This is a genomic window from Oryzihumus sp., assembly GCF_054325275.1.
Genome location: NZ_JBTCWL010000003.1, coordinates 23954 through 41654, shown reverse-complemented (window position 1 = coordinate 41654; position 17701 = coordinate 23954). Strand labels below are relative to the sequence as shown.

12 protein-coding genes are annotated in these 17701 nt (G+C 71.8%); 3 read left to right on the top strand and 9 right to left on the bottom strand.

Features of this window, described 5'->3' with window-relative positions; genetic code table 11:
- Nucleotides 1-17: 17 nt before the first annotated feature.
- The 5 genes from ACXVGS_RS01120 to ACXVGS_RS01100 form a co-directional block, all read right to left on the bottom strand.
- A complete protein-coding gene (locus tag ACXVGS_RS01120) occupies nucleotides 18-2762 on the bottom strand; it encodes an FAD/NAD(P)-binding protein (protein WP_458536539.1) in 2745 nt (914 codons plus the stop codon).
- Nucleotides 2763-3004: 242 nt separating this feature from the next.
- Nucleotides 3005-4909: a hypothetical protein gene (locus ACXVGS_RS01115; RefSeq protein ID WP_458527820.1), complete on the bottom strand. Its 1905-nt coding sequence runs from the start codon at nucleotides 4907-4909 to the stop codon at nucleotides 3005-3007.
- A gap of 650 nt (nucleotides 4910-5559) precedes the next feature.
- Nucleotides 5560-6531, bottom strand: coding sequence for an RNA polymerase sigma factor SigJ (gene sigJ / locus ACXVGS_RS01110; protein ID WP_458536538.1), 972 nt, complete (start codon nucleotides 6529-6531; stop codon nucleotides 5560-5562).
- Nucleotides 6528-7493, bottom strand: a complete 966-nt coding sequence (locus ACXVGS_RS01105; RefSeq protein ID WP_458527818.1) for an NAD-dependent epimerase/dehydratase family protein — start codon at nucleotides 7491-7493, stop codon at nucleotides 6528-6530. Before ACXVGS_RS01105 ends, sigJ begins: the two co-directional genes overlap by 4 nt.
- Before the next feature lie 705 nt (nucleotides 7494-8198).
- Nucleotides 8199-8465: a hypothetical protein gene (locus ACXVGS_RS01100; RefSeq protein ID WP_458531344.1), complete on the bottom strand. Its 267-nt coding sequence runs from the start codon at nucleotides 8463-8465 to the stop codon at nucleotides 8199-8201.
- 517 nt (nucleotides 8466-8982) lie between these two features.
- On the opposite strand from ACXVGS_RS01100, the gene ACXVGS_RS01095 reads away from it, so the two are divergent.
- Nucleotides 8983-9219, top strand: coding sequence for a hypothetical protein (locus ACXVGS_RS01095; RefSeq protein WP_458531343.1), 237 nt, complete (start codon nucleotides 8983-8985; stop codon nucleotides 9217-9219).
- Between the two features lie 216 nt (nucleotides 9220-9435).
- On the opposite strand, the gene ACXVGS_RS01090 is transcribed toward ACXVGS_RS01095, so the two are convergent.
- Both ACXVGS_RS01090 and ACXVGS_RS01085 read right to left on the bottom strand, forming a co-directional pair.
- Entirely contained in the window at nucleotides 9436-9819 is a 384-nt protein-coding gene (locus ACXVGS_RS01090) for a hypothetical protein (RefSeq protein WP_458527815.1), read from the bottom strand.
- Nucleotides 9820-9827: 8 nt separating this feature from the next.
- Nucleotides 9828-10130, bottom strand: coding sequence for a three-helix bundle dimerization domain-containing protein (locus tag ACXVGS_RS01085; RefSeq protein WP_458527814.1), 303 nt, complete (start codon nucleotides 10128-10130; stop codon nucleotides 9828-9830).
- 459 nt (nucleotides 10131-10589) lie between these two features.
- Between ACXVGS_RS01085 and ACXVGS_RS01080 the strand changes: the two genes are divergently transcribed.
- A complete protein-coding gene (locus ACXVGS_RS01080) occupies nucleotides 10590-11021 on the top strand; it encodes an SRPBCC family protein (protein WP_458531342.1) in 432 nt (143 codons plus the stop codon).
- Here the strand turns inward: ACXVGS_RS01080 and ACXVGS_RS01075 are convergent, their stop codons facing one another.
- Nucleotides 11022-11255, bottom strand: a complete 234-nt coding sequence (locus ACXVGS_RS01075; protein ID WP_458527812.1) for a hypothetical protein — start codon at nucleotides 11253-11255, stop codon at nucleotides 11022-11024. It lies immediately after the preceding gene.
- Between the two features lie 278 nt (nucleotides 11256-11533).
- Here ACXVGS_RS01075 and ACXVGS_RS01070 point away from each other — a divergent pair, with 278 nt between their 5' ends.
- The gene (locus tag ACXVGS_RS01070; RefSeq protein ID WP_458527811.1) at nucleotides 11534-12487 is read left to right on the top strand and encodes a hypothetical protein; all 954 of its coding nucleotides are present in this window, start codon (nucleotides 11534-11536) and stop codon (nucleotides 12485-12487) included.
- A 939-nt stretch (nucleotides 12488-13426) separates the two neighbouring features.
- On the opposite strand, the gene ACXVGS_RS01065 is transcribed toward ACXVGS_RS01070, so the two are convergent.
- Nucleotides 13427-17644, bottom strand: a complete 4218-nt coding sequence (locus ACXVGS_RS01065; RefSeq protein WP_458536537.1) for an HAD-IC family P-type ATPase — start codon at nucleotides 17642-17644, stop codon at nucleotides 13427-13429.
- Between the last annotated feature and the right edge of the window lie 57 nt (nucleotides 17645-17701).

Genomic DNA, 17701 nt, shown 5'->3' with positions numbered 1-17701 from the left:
CGGCATGCACGCCGAGCTCAGACGGGGACGCGCCGTAGCCGCTGCCGGTCCAGCGGCGACGGCCGCCGGTCCAGCCGTGCCTCCAGCAAGGCGCGCGCCTCGTCGCAGCGGCGCGCCCCGATCAGCGCGTGCAGCAAGGTGTCCTCCACGATCTCCCGCTGCGCGGCGCTCCCACCGAGCTGCACCAGCCACGGGCCGAGCAGCCGCAGCACCCGCACCGCCTCGCACCACCGGGCCTCGACGACCGCCACCAGCGCGTCGCACAGCGACACCACGACATCGGTCATCACCGGGTTGGCCGTTGCCGCAGCATGCGCGCGCAACCGGCTCAACCCCGCGACGTCACCGGCCGCGGCGAGGGCCAGCGCCGCGTGCATCGCGGTGAACGGCGTCGAGGGTCGCTCCAGCAGCTCGACGCCGACGAGCTCGAGCACCGCCGGGAGCGGGAGGTCCTCGGTCCACGACCCGGTCATCCGGCAGCGCCACAGCAGCGACGCCGAGTCGACGAGGGCGCGGACGCCGGTCACGTGGGGCGGGGCCAGCTCGCCGTCGTAGCGACGGTGCAGCGCGTCGAGGTCCCCGAGGGAGAGCTCGTGCAGCGCCGCGTGCCAGGAGAAGTGCGCCCGGTGCGAGGCGCCCCGGCCCGACGTCGCGATCCACGGGCTGAGCCACTGCAGCCCGGCAACATGCTGACCGGTCTCGTAGTAGACGTGCGTCTGCGCGTGGACGGCGTGTCCGGACGCCGCATCGATCCGCAGCGCCGATCCGGCCAGCGCGGCGGCCTCGTCGTAGCGCCCCTGGTCCTGCCGGACGAACGCCAGCAGCCCGGCGTACCACCAGTCGTCACCGTAGGCAGGCGCGAGCCCCTCGACCAGCGCCCACGCCTCCTGCTGCACGTCGGTGACGCCGGAGAACGCGATGGTCGGCACGGCCGCACTGACGGCCAGCGCGTCGCGCGGGTAGGCCTCGATGTGGTGCACCAGCGCGGTGGCGCCGCCACCTCGGCAGTCCTGCACGCGACGGGTGATGACATCGACCAGGCTGCGCTCGCGGTCGTCGCCGCGAGCGCGCACCGCCCCCTGCGCCGCCGCGAGGTATGCCGAGACGTCACCGCCCGCTCCGCCCTCGTGTCCCAGCAGCGCCAGCGCGGCGTGGGCCAGGGCGAATCCGGGGTCGAGCTCGGCGGCCCGCCGGAACGCGTCGTCGGCGCCGGACTGCACCCGCAGCACGCGGCCCAGGCCGTCGTTGTATGCCGCGGCCGCGGCGGCAGAGGTCGACAGCGACAGGCCCATCAGGTCCCGCGGGCGCCGGCGGCCGGGCACCGCGAGCGCACCCACGAGGGCCTCGGCGATGGTGGCCGCCTGCGCCCGGATCTCGGGGATGGCGGTGGACTCCCACAGCTCGCCGCGCCGCGGGGTGCCGAGGGTCCAGAGCGACCCGACGCTGTGGTCGGCGGCACGGACCCGCCCGTCGCGGTCGGTGGCCAGCCCCATTCGCACCGGGCCCGGCACGGCGCGACCGTGGTCGAGCAGCGCGGTCAGCAACGGGTCACCAGCCAGCTCGACGTCGGCGAGCGGCCCGGTGCAGTTGACCACGTAGCCCACCCTCCGGGTGGTGCCGTCGGACAGGTGGACCACGAGCGCGCTGCCGTCGTCGTCGACCGCCACGACCTCACCCGTCGCGACCTGCAGGGCCCCTGCTGCACGCATCTGGCTCACCGCGGCCGCCGTCCGGCGCGGCATCCGGTGACGGTGCACGTCCCAGCCGGAGGCATCCTGGCGGAGGAAGTCAGCGCGGCAGTCATCGCACAGCGCCGACCACAGCCGGCCGGTGTGCGCGCGGAGCCCGTCGATCGCGGGGCGCCAGTCGCCGGTCTCGCGGACCGTGCGGCGCACGTGGGCCAGCACCGCCTCGCGCAGCGACGCCCCATCCAGGTCGAGCTCGTCCGGCAGGTCGGTCGGCTCGACGCCAGGCTGCGGGTGCGCGGCGTGCACCGTGGGCAGCCGGCCGTGACGGGACACGGCATACAGCATGCGGCCGGGACGCGCCGCGCTGAGCGCCACGTCGACCATGGTCAGTCGGGTGCCGACGAGCAGCACGTCGCCGTCAGCGGCGGCGAGTGCGGGCAGGGCGCCGGGCGACCAGGGGTCGACGACGAAGCGGGGGGAAGCGAGCAGCGCCGGCGGCGCCCAGCCGGTGCCCGGCGCGTTGTTGCCGGTCGCCAGGACGACGCTGCCGGCCACCACGGTCCCGCCGGTGCACAGCTGGATCCAGTGCGACCGGTGGCGCTCCTGGAGATCGACCGCGTGCGCGGTGACGCGGTGCAGGTCGACGGTGGACGCAGCGGCGAGCTCGCGGCGCAGGGTGTCGGCAAGGTAGGTGCCATAGACGCGGCGCGGCAGGAACTCCCCGGGGCCGGTGTCGGCGTCGTGGTGGGCCCGGGCCCAGTCGAGCAGGTGGTCGGGCTCGTCGGGAAACGCGCTCATGCCTGCGGCCGGCACGTTGAGCAGGTGGCGGTCGTCCTCGGTCGAGTAGGCGACGCCCCGGCCGGTCGCGGGGGCCGGGTCGATCAGCACGATGCTCGCGCGGGCGCCGCGGCGCCCCAGGGCGCGCAGCAGGTGCATGGCGGTGAGGGTGCCGGCGGCACCGGCCCCGATGATGCCCACCACGGGGCCGGCCAACGGCGAGACGGCCGTGGGGGCGCCGGTCAGGCCTGGCGCCGGTCGGGTGTCACGACAGCCACAGGAGGGATCCCCGCTCATCGCAGCTCCAATTGTCAGTTCACCGGTAGCCAAGGTGGGGTATGGCGACGGACTCACTGTGGCCCACCACCTCATCGGGACCCTCCACCAATGCGCGTAACTCGCGCCCGACACAGACACGAAAAGGCCCCGCCCGGCTGGCGCCGGACGGGGCCCTCGTCGTGCACCGGTGGGGGGTGGGTCACGACGAAGAGCTCGTGGTCCACGACCCTGGCGCGGATGGGAGCGCCATCAACGCAGGCTCATCCGGGCTGGAGCTCCATCCAGTTGAGGTTGATGGACCCGGCGTCGCTGGCGCCTCGCCCGATGGTGACCAGGTTCAGACCAGCCTCGAGCCGCAGCCGGCTGAGCCGGTCCTGCCAGCTGTCCCACGTCGTCGTGGAGGGGAACGTGACGCGCCGGGGCGCATCGACGATCGTGCGGTCGGCGAGCTCGCTCGAGACGGTCATGGTGCTCGGGACGCTCAGGCCGTTCGCGTATCGCCACCGCACGGCATACGTCCCGGCGCGAGGAGCCTGCACGGCGAACGTGACCAGCGGGTCTCCGGGGACCCCACCTGCCTCGAGCTTGTCCACGAAGCCCGACCCGACGTAGCCGGGGTGGTTGTTGTTGAAGTTCGCCCCACCGCCCCAGGCCGCCCACGCGGCGTGGAAGCGCGGCGTCGGGCGCTGCGGGGTGACGTGGAACAGCGCGCAGCCGTGGGGTGCCAGGGTCGCCCGGGCCTCAGTGCGCACGCCCAGGTTGCGCCGGGCCCAGACGTCCCTGACCTGCGCCGCGCCCGCGATGCCCAGGTCGCGGCTGAAGTGGAGGGCCTTGTCCACGGTCGCCGTGTCGTCCCGGTTGAACAGGGCGACGACCCAAGACCCGTCGGGCAGCTGCCCGGCCCAACGCTCGCTGTCACGCGACCCTGGATCCACCGAGTACGGAGTTCCGTTGTAGTACAAGGGTTTGCCGACCAGACCCTTGCGATGCAGGTCAAGCACCTCGGGCTGGGTGAAGACCCAGCCGGTGGAGCCGATGTCGGAGTGCAGGTCGGCTATCGCGATCGGCGATCCCGCGATCGTCATCAACGTCACGGCCGTCTTGCGTTCTTCGTCGGTGGCGAAGGTGTGGGCGCGCAGGAAGTCACCGTCGAGGATGAGCTGGCCGCGCCCGGCTCGGTGTGACCACCCGGTGAAGCCGCAGAAGGGGTTGAACCAGTTGGGCCAGGCGTCCTGCCACCCTTGTCGGCCTCCGCTGAGTCGGTCCCAGCCACCCTTGTCGGCGTCAGCGTTGATACGCACCAGGTCGCCGTTCGCGAGCTCCGCGGAGGCGTTGTCGAACAGGTGCGGCATGACCAGCGACACCTCCATCGTGTCGCCGGCAGCTTCGTTCATCCAGTGCAGGGCCGTGAGGTAGTTCGCCCGGCCGTGCGGCGCGTTGACCTGTCCGATGTTGGCGTCCATGCCGTTCTCGTACCAGGACAGGAAGTCGACGCGCAGGTACGGCACCCCTATGGCCTTGAAGTACTCGACGTACCCCTGGACGTACTCCCTGGCCCCCGGCCTGGTGACGTCGACCCAGTACAGGGTGTTGCCGCCGATATCCCTGGCGAAGTAGTCACCCTGGTCCACGATGTCGGCGATCTTCACGTCGGGCCGGCCCGCGACGGTCTTGGCCGGGTCCTCGACCGCGGCCCGGTGCACCCACAGCGGGTTGTAGTACACCCCCAGGCTCATCCGCCGTTGGGCGAGGTATGCCGCCCAGTAGGTCCAGTCATGGGTCCACGAGTCGTTGTAGGTGGTGATGTACCCGTGCTCGGTGGTGCGCGACGAGCCCTCGATCCACCCGTCGGTGCAGGCCATGTCGTATCCGCTCGGCGCGAACGCGCTGGCCAGCCAGTCGATGTTCGCCTTCCACTCGTCCTCGGGGATGGGCGCGTTGTGGGGGAAGGACCAGCCGTAGATGTTCCAGTACAGCGGGCCCGGGCCGCTGCGGGTCCAGGGGCTGTTGCGGCTGACTCGCGACAGCGGCGCCGCGGGAGTCGATGCGCGGGGCGCCGACCCGGCCTGCGCCGTCGCCGCGTAGGCCGGGTCGGCCAGCTCGAGTGCCGTGGCTAGCGAGATGAGTCCACCGGAGGCCAGCAGCGCGCGTCGGGAGATCGCCATTGATCATGCTCCTTCAGGAGGTTCATGGATGTGGCTATGCGGTGATATGCGGCATTTGTCCAATAGACCTTCCTCTTCGGGTGTGGATGCGTCAACCACCTGAAACAGCCCTGGGATCCGTTGCGACGGCTGCTACACGACTGTCAGGACCACCGCCGGGCAGGCAGAGTCACGCAGCCCCGAAACACCTCCACCAGCCCACGGCTCGCCGCCGGCCGGAATGCGGTCGTTGATGAGGTCGACTGCCTCGCCGGCCCAGACCGGTAGCCACCCATCGGCGCCAGCGCGACCGGGTGCCGCAAACCCGGCATCCCCGTGAATGCCGTTGTCAAAGCCATGCCGCGTCATCACCTGTCGTCCGACGTCGGGATCACAACCGCGGCAACTGCCCGCCGCGGACCGGCCCCGCCACACCCAGCCACCATCTCGTCGGCGGCTCCTGGCCACCCGACCGTCGGCCCGGCTACCCGCAGTAGGTGCGTCGCCGGGCTCGGTCCGCACCCACCGTTGGCGCCTGCGATCCTTCACCAGCCAGCTGTGCGAACCCGGGTTTGTGCGCCCCGTTCGCCAAGCGATCCCCGGGTTGACACCGCGGGTTGCCCGCCCGCTGACCGTTACGCGGCGGGGCCGAGGCCCCGCCGCGTCGCACCTCAGTCGCCAGGCCGTGCGCCGCCCAGCTGACGAACGAGGGCGTTGGCGTCGCCGACGGGGCCGAGGTGGACGAGCTTGTCCGGGTTGACGACCGCGCGGACGGCCGCGACCCGGCCGTCGAGGATGTCGAGGGCCCAGACGGCCAGCAGCTGACCATCGACGAGGAACGTGGCGCCCGGGTCGCCGTTGACCTCGGCGAGCCGGATCTCCATCTCGGGAAGGCGGCGCAGCACGCGCAGCCAGTTGGTCAGCGTGTGCGCAACCCGGCTGCGGCCGCGCTGCGAGCGAGCAAGCGAGGGTGCCTTGCCACCGCCGTCGCCGACGAGCTCGACGTCGTGCGCGAGCAGCGACTCGAGCCCGGCCAGGTCACCCTCCTGGGCAGCGGCGAAGAAACGGCTCGCTAGCTCGGTCTGCTGCTCGCGCGTCGTCGTGAACCGCGGTCGCCGCTCCTCGACGTGCCGTCGCGCGCGAACGGCGAGCTGGCGCACGTTCGCCTCCCCCTTGCCGACGATCTCCGCGACCTCGCCGTATCCGTAGCCGAATACGTCATGCAGCAGCAGGACTGCCCGCTGTTCCGGCGAGAGGCTCTCGAGCAGCACGAGCAGCGCCATCGACAACGAGTCGGCGGTCTCCGCATGTCGCGCCGGGTCGGAGCCAGCCCCGGAGCCGTCGGTGAGGATCGGCTCCGGCAGCCAGTCTCCGACATACCGCTCCCGACGCACCCGTGCCGACCGCAGCTCGTCCATTGCGAGCCGGGTGGTCACGGTGGCCGTGAACGCCCCTAGCGAGGCGATCCGTTCGCCCGACTCGAGCGAGCAGTGCACCCGCAGCAGCGCCTCCCGCACCACGTCCTCAGCCTCGGCAACGCTGCCCAGCATCCGGTACGCGATCCCGAAGGCCACCGGCCTCAGGTCAGCCAGCAGCCGCTCCCGGTCGGGAGCAGCCGCCGGCGACTCGCGCTCGTCGGTCACGCCGCGGCGTCGGTTTCGGCCCGGGCCGGACCGGCCAGCTCGCGGAAGCCGTCCCGCCACGTGGCGTGCGCCGGGGTCCAGCCCAGTTCACGCTTGGCCTTGGCGTTGGACGCGCCCCGTAGCTGAGTCATCATCACGGCCCCAGTCTCGCCCGCGAACAGCTTCCCGACGAACCGCGGCACGCGCATCGGCGCCTTGGCGCCCAGCGACTCGGCCAGGACCGGCAGCCACGTTGACACCCGCGCCGGCTCGTCGTCGACCACGTTGTAGACACCGGGCGCGCCAGACTCGACCGCGGCCACGGTCGCTTCCGCCGCGTCGGCGATGTGGATGAACGACCACACCCCGCCACCGTCACCGACGACCGGGAACTTCCGCTGGCGGACGGCGTCGGTCTGCTCGCCGTCCGGGCCGAGCGAGGTGTGCGGGCCGTAGAAGCCGCCGTAGCGCAGTACGAGACCCTGCGTCCACGTCGCGGCGAGCACCGCGTCCTCGACGTGCCGGATGGCCCCGACGGTCTGCTCCATCCCGGGCGGCGGCTGGGTGCCGAACGGGTCATCCTCGGACTTCACCGGACCACCTACCCGGTCGTACCCGGCGAAGAAGCTCTGCGCGACGAACCGCTCCACCCCGACTGCCTGGGCCGCCGAGAGCAGGTGGTCCGTGCCCTCGGTCCGCAGCCGGTTGGTCGGTGCGAACGCCCGGTCGAAGTGCCGCATGTCCATCGGCCCGATCGAGGTCAACTGGTGCACGACCACATCCGGTCGCGCCATGGCAACCGCCCGCGCCACCTGGTCCGGGTCGAGCGCGTCGGCCACCACGGGTACGGCCCCGAGCTCCCGCAGGAAAGCCTGCTTCGACTCGCTGCGAGTCATCGCATGGACCTCGTGCCCGGCCCGCACCAGGCGCGGCACCAGCTGCCGCCCCATCGCACCGGTCGCTCCTGCCACGAACACCCTCATCACACGCTCCTTCGTCGGTTCCCTGCGTACACCCACCCAGACGAGACAGCAGCCCGTCCTGTGACACCGGGGCGCGAAACGGGGGAGGACGACGTACGCCCGCGGCCGCCGTCGTGGGACGGCGGGCGCGTGCGAGGGCGACGCACGGGTCACACCTCCGCGGTGACCGGGAGCGCCCCGCCGGGCCTGGGCCAGGTCGGCACGACATGCCGACATCCACCCCGCGGCCGGGCGTGATCGGTCTTCGCGCGACGAAGGTGGATGACTCTGCCTTCTCCGGGCTCCTGACCAGTGGGACGGCGCCCCTGCCCACCGCCCGGTCGCGGGTAGGCCGTATCGCACCCATCCCCGGGCACGTGACGTACAAGACGGAGGGCCGGTCGCGTCGTGTTGTCGTGGCCAGCCAAGACGCGGAAGGTCTGGGCCTCCCCCTCCGTGGCGGTCTCCCGCGGCGGCGCTGGAGATCAGCCCGGCCTCATTGGACGGCATGACCCTTCAAGAGGCCCTGGACACCGCCCGGAGGGTGAAAGCACCGGGTGATGTCTCGACCTGTCTGCGGACGGTGGGCCTTCGGAGACGACACGTATGCACGTGAACTGGAGGATGCCCTGAATGGCGGCGCCCCACACGCCCGAGACCTGGGCAACAACGGAACTCAAGAGAGCCCAGCCATCAGTGGTTGCGAGACACGGGCTCATCCGCTCGTCACCGGTGCAGGGTCCTGATGAAGTCGGCGGCCGCGATGTCCCCTCGCTCCTGCGCCCGGGCGGCGACGAGCCACAGTGCCTGTTCAGCGTCCAACGGCTCGAGGTCGCTGACGGTTACCTCGCCCTTGGCCAAGGCGAGCACGATCGGGTTGAGCAACGCCAACTCGGCTTCGTCGCGCTGCCTGAGCGCCTGCCGGATTCGGCCGGGAAGGTCCGGTGTCGTGGTGGTGGGCTCAACGCCACTGCCGCGGTCGTCGGAAGCCATGGCCCTAGGTTTCACGGACTCAACCGTGGACCTCGTGGGTGAGCGCCCTTCGACAGGGGGATGAACGAGACCCAACCCGAAGGTGTTCCTTATCAGCGCCCGAGTACCTCGGCTCGCCGACCGAAACCACTCGGTGGCTGCGGGGTGACGGTCCCGGTCTCAGGTCCCTAACGAGACCGCAGGACGCATGCCGGGTGGGCGAGTCCGGGTGATGAGTCGGTCGCTGGGACCGGTGTCCGTCAGGATCGAGGACGGTTCTTGCCATCATCACCTGCAGACTCAACGGAACCCGCTCCCTCGTAGCGGTCGCGTCCGACTGAGACTGCAAGGCTCCGGGCCCGTCGAAGCGGCCGCTGGGCCGTCAAGGGGTGCGCGCGGCAGGCGTGGAGTGGCGGATCCGCGGCCATGGTTCGCAATGGTCGGGTCCGGCATTCACATCGGCGTTGCCTGGCGATCACTGTCGGGGCCGAGGGTGAGGCGACCGTTCAGAGATGGCGTGTTGGAGGCTGGGATGAGCATGGAGATGGACCTTCTGGTGTCGACGGACCTGCCGACCCGGCTTCGTCGGGCAATCGCCCACAACGATGCCCAGGAGCTGCAGGTCCTCAACCCGATCATCCGAGGGCTCACTCAGGGACTGGTCCGGTTGAGCGAGATCGAGGCCCTGGACGCCGAGGTGGCCCGGCGGCTGGTCTTCGCGCGGGAGAAGGCCCGCGCCGCCCGGCGCCGCCGGGTCGTGCCGTGGACATCCTGAGGCTCTGGCCCTTCCCGCCGGGGTGAGGTCGCTCCGTCGGGGGTTGGAGCACAGCTGCAGGCAGTCGACCTTTGACCCGTCGGCCGGCATCCCGCTCAAGACGTGGTTGGCCAACGTGCGCGGCCGGGGCTGGGGACCGGTCCGTGGGGTTCGTACGATCGTGCGGATCCCGACCGGGCTGCGCTTGTGCGTCGTCATGCGCAAACAGCAGGTGGCCTAGGGGTTGAACTCCACCCTTGTCCAGCGCACGGAGTCGAGCCAGTCGGGGTGGTCCAGGGCCCAGCCCGCCACGAGGTGGTGGGCGGACTCGATGTCGCCAACGGCGGTGTGGAAATGTCTTTCCGGACTGCCCGCGCGGTGCTCGACCTCCCAGCCGGGATCGCGCTCGGTGCGCAGCACCTGCACGTACGTCTGGCCCGAGCGGTCGTCGAGTCGTTCAACGATCAGGCAGCTGCCCTCGCCGGCGTCGATGTCCTCCAGGAGCCCGAGCAGCTCAGCGTCCGAGGGGTCGTCCAGCACCGTGCCGCGATCGGTGGCGGCCCGCAGCCGCCCTCCAACGGACCGGTATGCCGTGGGGTCGGGTTGGCCTCCGCCCGGCATGGCCTTGGTCAGCCCGCCGACGAGGCTTGCGAGGCGACTCCGCTGGCACCAGCCCTGCCCGGCACGGCCCCACCTGGGGCGAGGGTGACCGAACGCAGGTCGCTCCTGGCGTAGCGGTGGACCAGCAGCGGCAGGAACGTGCGCACACGGGCGTCGGCGAAGCGGGCAGCCACCTCGTCAAGAACCCGATCCACCACCTCCGCACCGGTGAGCAGGTCGAAGTCCCGATGCAGTTGCGCGGCGACCTCGCGGAAGTCGGGATGCAGCCCGTGGCGGATCCGGGAACTGAGCGGGGTCGAGTCCTGATCCATGCCTGATGGTCACGTGCGATCTCGCGCCCTCGCAATCCCCAATAGTCCCGGGTCGGGCGGCCGCTGACCTCCCAGCCCTCGCCCGAATTGGGTTGTTTGCCTGGTTGCGCAGCGCTCTTCCTCGCCACGTTTCCGCCGTTCATGCCGCTGACGCCGGGTGCACGCCCGGTCATTGCATCGTGGGTGTCTGGACGAGGAACGAACCGAGGGAGTTGCCCCCGCACCGCAGTCGCCGAGGCGTCCGAGGCCCAGGTCAAGGCGCTGGACGCCGAGCAAGCGCTGTGGCTCGTGGCAGAACACGAGAAGGAGAAGGGCGCCTCCATTCGAGCCCGCCTCTGGAGCGGTCTCGCCACCGCCATTGACTAACGTCAGCGGGAGCCATCCGGGCCGGACGATGCCGGCATCATCGGGGCCGGCGACCATGGTTTGCGCAGGGGTGCACAGCTTTGGAGAAACCCCATGCCACAGGCGCAACGCTCGGTCCTCATCGGGCGTCCGGTGGAGGCCGTCTTCGCGTTCTTCACCGATCCGGCCAACGACCACCGGTGGCGGCCCCAGGTCATCCGGACCGCCAGCCAGGGACCGCCGGTCGTCGGGGAGAGGATCCATCTGGTCGTGAACGGCCACGGAGGCCGTGGGGTCCCGGCGGACGTCGAGGTGACGGCCTACGAACCGGCCACCCGCTACGCGTTCAGGGGCGCCGACGGGCCGGTCCGCCCCAGGGGCGAGTACCGCTTCGCCCCGTACGGCTCCGGCACTGAGGTCACCTTCATGCTCGACGCCGAGATCCCTGGCCTTCGGAAGCTGTTCCTGAGCGCCCGCGTTCGGAAGCACATGAACGGTGAGATGAAGGCCCTCGACACGGCCAAACGACTGCTCGAACTGGGCTGATCAGCCAGCCCCGTCCGCGGGCCCGAGCGGTATGCCGTCAAGGGGCGGCCCATCCTCACGCCGCTGGAGCTCGCTGCGAACGTCGAAGTACCGCGACAGGTCCTCGTCCATGTCGCCCATCGTGGGGCGCTCAAGCGTGTCGGAGGCCTGGGCGAGACGAGCCTCGTACATCCGCTGAAGCGCCTTTGCCTCGGCGACCAGCTCCTCGGTGGTCATCAGCTCGACCGGCCGCATGGCCCAACCATAGGCGGCACACGCCGCAACAGGGAGCCCCGTTCATGGCCGCATGCACGCGGCGGGCCCCCGGCGCACGCACGTGAGATCAGCGATGGGACATGGGCGGGGCGGCGTCCTCCTCCGTTGGGAGGGCGCCGCGCTCAAAATTCCCGTCCTTTTGACGGTACGTGCGTAGACGGACGTCCGCGACCATCGGTATTCGGACGTAGTCCCTCCCTGTCAGCCCAACGCTGGTTTGCCCGGGTGCGGCAGGGCCCGGTTCAAGGGGAGGTTTCGTGAAAGCTCGGCGCCGTTGGCTCGCGTTCGTGGTGGCGGTGGTCGCCGCGATGCCGCTCGTTCTGGCCCTGCCGGCCACCGTGACGCAGGCGGCCGGGGATCCGGTCATCGCCGCCGCAGGCGACATCACTTGCCAACCGCCGGGCAAGGCCAAGGCCAACGCCTGCCACCAGCAGGCCACGGCCAACCTGCTCGGTCAGGTCCTGTACGACGCGGTGCTGCCACTCGGGGACGGCCAGTACGACTGTGGCACGCTGAGCGGCTACCAGCAGGTCTACGCCCCAACCTGGGGGAAGTACCTGGCGAAGAGCCACCCTGTGGTCGGCGACCAGGACTACGGCGGAAGCACCTGCTCGGTCCCCGGGGCCTCGGGCTACTTCACCTACTTCGGAGCCAACGCCAGCCCGGACAACCCCTCCTGCACCTCGGCCTGCAAGGGCTACTACAGCTACGACATCGGCGCCTGGCACGTCGTGGCGCTCAACTCCGAGTGCACCCAGCCGGGGGTGGGCGGGTGCTCGTCGACCAGCCCGATGCTCACCTGGCTGGATAAGGACCTGGCGGCCCACCCCGCCCAGTGCACGCTGGCCTACATGCACGAGCCGTACTGGGCCAACGGCACCCTGGCCAAGAAGTACCTCCCCGTCATCAAGGCGCTGTACAAGGCCCACGTCGACGTGCTGCTGACCGGGCACAAGCACATCTACGCCCGCTACGCCCCGCAAAGCCCTACCAGCGCCAACGACCCGACACAGGGGGTGCGCGAGTTCATCGTCGGCACCGGCGGTCACAACCACGCCGCGCTGGCCAGCCCGCTGCCCAACCTGCAGGCCTCCGACAACACCACGTTCGGCGTGCTCCAGCTGACGTTGCACAGCAGCAGCTACGACTGGACGTTCGTGCCCGAGGCAGGCCAGTCCTTCACCGACAGCGGCACAACGGCCTGCCACTGACCCCTGCGCCAGCGCGCACGCTCGACGTACCGGTAGGGCTCGCCCGGGAAGCCGACCCCGCCGTACAGCGGGAGCGGGTGCGGGGTCAGCGGCCAACCCTCGAGCCACCTCCGGTGCGTCACCGAGCGGACAGGGATGGGGCCGCCCGGTGACCGAGGGCGCACAGGGGCGCACGTGGGGGCGGACAGCCATCGTCAGCCGGATCCCACCGGGCACGCCCGGACAGAAAAGAGATCGGCCCCCGTGCTGAGCTGGTGCTCAGTCGGGGGCCGATCTGCACTGGGTGGCAGGTGAAGGATTCGAACCTTCGTAGCCTTAGCGACGGACATACAGGGAGCCAGCAGCGACCTCCTGACCAGCGCAAACGCGCCCGGGCTCTCGTCTCGGTCGCGCATGGGCCGTATGGGTACCCACAGAGCGGCATCCCTCACCTGAGTTGGGCGGCTACGAGCTTGCGCTACCGGCGGGCCCCAACCATGAAACGCTCCGGCATTCCGTTGAGTGCATCGCCCCGGCTGTCCAGTTGGCCCCAGACCGGGCGGCGCCCCGGGCCACCTGACGCCGGAGGCGAGACCGTGCACTGACCGCCGCGTGGGGCGCCGGCCGGATTCTGCGCCATCGCTGTAGTTTCGGCGGTGCTCACGCCGGTTCACCGCCCAAGACCTGGCACCCGGTTCTCGATCTCACCGCTGTGGGACACGGTGCTGAGCCTCAAGGGGCCCTTCGAGGGCGCGGGGGCGCCACGGCCCACTTGCCGTGGGCGAAGCGGGTCCGGCAGCACGTGGGCGCCGCGTTCACCCTGCTGGTCTACCGACGGCTGCTGCGCCGGTTCGGGTCAGGCGCCTCGCCGAGTCCGGACCGCCCCCGTGAGCCCGGCAGCGCCGGCCAGCCCTTCCTTCCACGCTTCCGCACCATGCTGAACGGCACCGGGTGGCGCGTTCACTCGCCGTCGGACGCCCACACCCGGTCCATCGGCCGACTCACCGCCGGCGCCGCCAGCGTCGACCCGGCGGCCGCGGTGACCCCGATGGTCCACCCGACCGGCCCCAGTGGGCGACTCCCGAAGAACTGCGACAACCCTGGCGTCTGCACGACTGCGGCCAGAGCCGCGGCGCTGGCCAGTGAGGAACCCACAACCAGAGGGTTGCGCCAGCCGGCTGCCAGCGTCTGACCCAGCTGGGAACCCACCAGTGAGACCAGGGCCACCGTGTTGGCGCGGCCCCTGGTGAGTCCCGTGAGCCGGCCCGCCTGCCACCCGAGGGCCCCGGCGGCGGCGGTGACCACCCCCCGGGTCAGGATGTCCCGGGCGAGCGCCGGACCAAGGGAGGCGTCGGGCCCCTCCCGCGCGAGAGCGGCCGGCTCTGCGCGGTCGGGCGGCCGGACGGCCAGTGCCAGTGCCGGCACGAGGTCGGTGAAGAGGTTGACCAGGAGGAGCTGGCGCGCGTTCAACGGGCTCCCTCCGGGCAACAGCAGCTCGCTGCCGACCGTGAACACGATCTCGCCGAGGTTGCCGCCGACAAGGACCGCGACCGCGTCCCTCACCGAGGCCCACATCGCCCGGCCCTCGACGATGGCGTCGATGATGGTCTCGATCCGGTCGTCGGTGACGACCACGTCGGCGGCTTCCTTGGCAGCGTCGGTCGCCCGGTCGCCCAGCGCCACCCCGACGTCGGCCGCCCGGATGGCGGCGGCGTCGTTCGCGCCGTCGCCGGTCATCGCGACCACCCGCCCCGCTGCCTGGAGAGCCTGAACGATCCGGACCTTGTGTGCCGGGCTGACACGGGCGAACACCGCGACGGACCTGACCTGCTCGAGGAGCTGCTCGTCGGCCAGGGCGTCTACCTCCGAGCCCGTCAGCACCCCGTTGCCGTCGAGCAGTCCGAGCTCGGCGGCGATGGACTCGGCCGTGCTCGGGTGGTCACCGGTGACCATGACCACCTGGACCCCCGCCGCGCGCAGGGAACCCACCGCCTCCGCCGCGGAGACGCGGACCGGGTCGGACATGGCGACCAGACCGACCAGCTCGAGTCCGGCGACGCGCTCATCGTCCAGGTCCGCTGTGCCCGTCGCCGGGCCCTCCGCCACTGCCAGGACGCGGTAGCCACGCCGCGCCAGCTCGTCGATCCGGCTGTTCAGCCGCGTCCGGCCACGGGCATCCAGCCGGGTCGCGCCCCTCGCCCGCCGCCAGGTCCGGCACCGGGGCAGGATCACCTCCGGTGCGCCCTTGACCGCCAGGCGGCGGCCGGCCCGGACCCGCCCCACCACGGCGTGGTAGCCCCGGCTGGGCTCGAACGGCACCTCGACGTCGACGCGCCACCCCGCCGCGTCCAACCCCTGCGTGACCGCCGCGACCCGTGCTCCCTCGATGACCGCGCGATCCGTCGGGTGCGACACGTGAGCGCCGTCCTCGCCGGACGGAGTGGCTCGCAGGGCGGCGGCGAGGATGGAGCGCGCGGGGCCATCCAGCTCCCCCAGGGGCAGCTCAGACACGCCGTCGGATACGCAGGTGAGCTGAATCTGCCCCGTTGTCAACGTGCCCGTCTTGTCGGCGCAGAGCACATCCACCCGGCCGAGCGCCTCGATCGTCGAGGCATGTCGCACTAGCGCCTTGCGGCCGGAGAGCCGCCGTGCGGCCGCGAGCTGCGCCACGGTCGCGACCAGGGGAAGCCCCTCGGGGACTGCGGCGACGGCCAACCCGACGCCGGTCGTCAGGGTCTGCCCCAGCTGACGCCCGTGGAGCAGACCCCCAGCCAGGAGTGCTGCTCCAGCGCCCAGCGACAGGGGAACGGTCTGCGCGGTGAGCCGTCGTAGTCGGGCCTCGACCCCGCTGCGTCTGGGCTGGTCGGTCCCGATCCGTGCGCTTCGTCCCACCTGCGTGTCGTTACCGGTGGCGACAACCACCGCCGTCACCTCACCCGCGGCGACCGCGGTCCCCGCATACAGCATGCTTCGCCGGTCGGCGACGCTTCGTGCCGCCGAGGGCTCACTCGTCTTGGTGACGAGCTGTGACTCGCCGGTCAGGCTCGCCTCGTCCACCTCCACGCCGCGGGCGGTGAGGACGCGGCAGTCAGCGGGCACCGCGTCGCCGGCCCGTAGCACGACCACATCGCCCAGCACGAGGCCCTCGCTGGGCGTCATGAGCTCGACCCCGCCACGGCGGACGCGCACCCGGCCGGCAGCGACTGCCATGAGACGCCGCAGCGCCTGGTCCGCCCCGACGTGCTGGATGCCCCCGATCAGGGCATTGAAACCCATCACGCTGCCGATGAGGGCGGCGTCCACGATCGAGCCGAGAGCCGCCGAGAGCGCGGCACCGCTTGCCAGGGCAGGCGTCAGTGGGTTGGCCAAGGAGTCGAGGGTGGCGCGCAGGACACCGGCCCGTTCCGCTTCGGCCCCCTCCTGCTGGGCCGCGGCGTCGCGCCCCGCAACCTCGTCCCCCGTCAGCCCCTGGGGTCGGCTTTCCAGGGACGCCAGCACGTCCTCGACCGACATGGCGTGCCAGTCGGACACGTCATCGCCAACGGGTTCCGGCCGCTTTCCGAGTCCTCGCGCCGCCCAGGCACCGGCGGCCAGGGAAAAGCCGGCCGCGGCATTGACCCCCAGGGCCGCCCGTGAGGATGCGCCGCGGCGTCGACCTGACAGGGCCAGCAGCGAGGCGGCACCCGATCCGTAGGCTGCGCAGGCGATGCTGCGCCGACTCACCGTGCGCGCCACGGGAATGGCTTCCAGGACGAGCCAGGCGTCCAGCAGCCCACGGGAGCTCAGCAGGTGCGCCCCCCACGGCGGGCGGTCAGGCTCGCGGAGCACCCCGATGCCGACGTCGGCGGCCGCCAGCGCGGCCCGTTGCCGGGCGGTGACCACCGCGACCACGTGGCCCGCAGCCTGCAGCTCGCGGACCTCCCCCGCCAGGCGCGACCCGCCACGCACCAGCTGGTCCACACCCAGCCGAACCGTCACCGATGAGGCGTGCAGCCCTGCTACCGCCACGTTGCCGGCCTCCCGGGCTGCCACCACCAGGGCCGGCGCGAGGGGGTCGACCTGAGGCAGGACCTCGACGAGCGCGGCCAGGCCGTGTGGGTCGTGAAGACCCAGCACCAGGGCTCGCCCCCGGCGCAAGGCCCGTTCCGCCACCCACGCCTCGCTTCCGCGGGGCACGTCCCCTGAAGCCAACGGAGCCAGCCTCCAGCGCCCCGACGTCCGGGCCTCCCCGGGTGCCTCGGTGTCGAAGAGCATCCGGCTGGCGAGCCACAGCTCGTCCTCCTGGCCCGCTCGTTCCGGCGGCGTCCAGACCGAGCCGAGCGTGGCACGCCCGGTCAGCAACACCTCCGCATCGAGGACGACCGTGTCGACGCGGTCCAGACGGCGCAGCGCCGCAGGATCCATGGACAGGACGCCGCGCGCGGCCAGGAGCCGGCCCAGGGAGGTGGCGAACCCTTCCCGCCCCAGGCGGGCCGGTTTGGGGTTGCTCGCCACGGTGGCCGCCACGGCCAGTCGCGGATCGCGCGTGGCCGCCAGCGCCCCGAGGGCGCCGGCCACACCGGCTGCTGCGGACCGTCGTGAGTAGCGCTCCACCGGGCCCTCGGGGGCCGCACCCCGTCGTTCGGGCAGGGCGAGGGGGGCACATCCGAGGTCCGCCCTACGGTGCAGCTCGGCCTCCCGCTCCTCCCAGACGCGCCGGCGCCCGGCGAGCTCGGCGGCGGCCAGCGCGCGATACATCCCGTCGACGGCCAGGCTCAGGGGAGACCCGGCCAGTGACTGGGCCAGCGCGTGCACCCCGGCGAGGCCGACGTCGGCGGCCGGCCCCAGCCTGTCCTCCAACGGCCTGCGGACCGCGGGCGTGGCCTCCGCCAGGCTCACCAGGGCTGCCGTCTCCGTGGACACGGCGTTGGCGCGTAGGGCACGGGTGACCAGCCCCAGGCCGAACCCTGCAGTGTCGGCCGCCAGGGCCCACATCTGGCGCTGACCCGGCTCGTCGTCGCCCGGGTGCTCCGGACGGTCATGGGGAAACAACGTCCTGGACAGGCCGTGACGTTGCTCGAGCGCCTCGATGACGCCGACAAGGTCCTGGAGGTCGACCTGGTCGGGGACGAACGCCACCACGACGCGACCAGTGACCTGGTTCACCGCGGCCCAGTCGACCCCGTCAAGCCGGTCCATCTCCCGCTCGAGCTCACGTGCCAGGGGCTCACGGCCTTCTTCGTGGATGCCCCGGAC

Excerpts from the sequence above, each read along its gene's own strand:
- ACXVGS_RS01095 (WP_458531343.1), top strand. The coding sequence starts at position 8,983 with ATGGAGATGGACCTTCTGGTGTCGACGGACCTGCCGACCCGGCTTCGT.
- ACXVGS_RS01105 (WP_458527818.1), bottom strand. The coding sequence starts at position 7,493 with ATGAGGGTGTTCGTGGCAGGAGCGACCGGTGCGATGGGGCGGCAGCTG.
- ACXVGS_RS01080 (WP_458531342.1), top strand. The coding sequence starts at position 10,590 with ATGCCACAGGCGCAACGCTCGGTCCTCATCGGGCGTCCGGTGGAGGCC.
- ACXVGS_RS01120 (WP_458536539.1), bottom strand. The coding sequence starts at position 2,762 with ATGAGCGGGGATCCCTCCTGTGGCTGTCGTGACACCCGACCGGCGCCA.
- ACXVGS_RS01085 (WP_458527814.1), bottom strand. The coding sequence starts at position 10,130 with ATGGATCAGGACTCGACCCCGCTCAGTTCCCGGATCCGCCACGGGCTG.
- ACXVGS_RS01075 (WP_458527812.1), bottom strand. The coding sequence starts at position 11,255 with ATGCGGCCGGTCGAGCTGATGACCACCGAGGAGCTGGTCGCCGAGGCA.
- ACXVGS_RS01090 (WP_458527815.1), bottom strand. The coding sequence starts at position 9,819 with ATGCCGGGCGGAGGCCAACCCGACCCCACGGCATACCGGTCCGTTGGA.
- ACXVGS_RS01100 (WP_458531344.1), bottom strand. The coding sequence starts at position 8,465 with ATGGCTTCCGACGACCGCGGCAGTGGCGTTGAGCCCACCACCACGACA.
- ACXVGS_RS01065 (WP_458536537.1), bottom strand. The coding sequence starts at position 17,644 with ATGGACCGGCTTGACGGGGTCGACTGGGCCGCGGTGAACCAGGTCACT.
- ACXVGS_RS01115 (WP_458527820.1), bottom strand. The coding sequence starts at position 4,909 with ATGGCGATCTCCCGACGCGCGCTGCTGGCCTCCGGTGGACTCATCTCG.